Origin of the sequence: Microbacterium kunmingense (assembly GCF_023155745.1) — a bacterium.
In the GTDB taxonomy this organism is placed as follows: Bacteria; Actinomycetota; Actinomycetes; order Actinomycetales; family Microbacteriaceae; genus Microbacterium; species Microbacterium kunmingense.
Genome location: NZ_JAKNUS010000028.1, coordinates 1 through 518 on the forward strand (window position 1 = coordinate 1; position 518 = coordinate 518).

Annotated in this window: 1 protein-coding gene; it reads left to right on the top strand. The window is 67.8% G+C overall.

The window, feature by feature from the left end:
- Positions 1 to 39: 39 nt before the first annotated feature.
- On the top strand, positions 40 to 518 hold a 479-nt coding region (locus MA875_RS17365), incomplete at its 3' end, for a helix-turn-helix domain-containing protein (protein WP_248243450.1).

The following is a 518-nucleotide window of genomic DNA, read 5'->3' on the forward strand; positions in this document are numbered from 1 at the left end:
GGCGACACGTGAGTCGGGTCATAGGCGACAGACTCGGGCATGTCGTCGAAGCATCGGGTCGTGGTGTTGAAGATCGTCGCGGGGGGACTTACTGTGAGCGCGGCCGCGGCCGAGTACGGGATGAGCCGGCAGTATCTGCACAAGCTGCTCGCCCGTTACCGAGACGAGGGGCTGGACGGGTTGGATGCGCGCACGCGTGCGCCGAAGTCCTCACCGCACGCGGTCACCGACCGTGTCCGAGAACGCATCGTGCAGCTGCGGCAGGCGTTGGCAGCGGCCGGGACCGATGCGGGCCCTGTCACCATCGCCTGGCACCTGCAGCAGGAAGGGCTCCGACCGCCGTCGACGTCCACGATCCGCCGCGTCCTGCACCAGGCCGCCCTGATCACGCCAGAGCCCCGCAAACGCCCCCGATCATCGTTCGTCCGGTTCGAAGCCGCACAACCCAACGAGACCTGGCAGTCCGACTTCACACACTGGCGCCTCGCGGACGGCACCGACGTGGAGATCCTGAACTG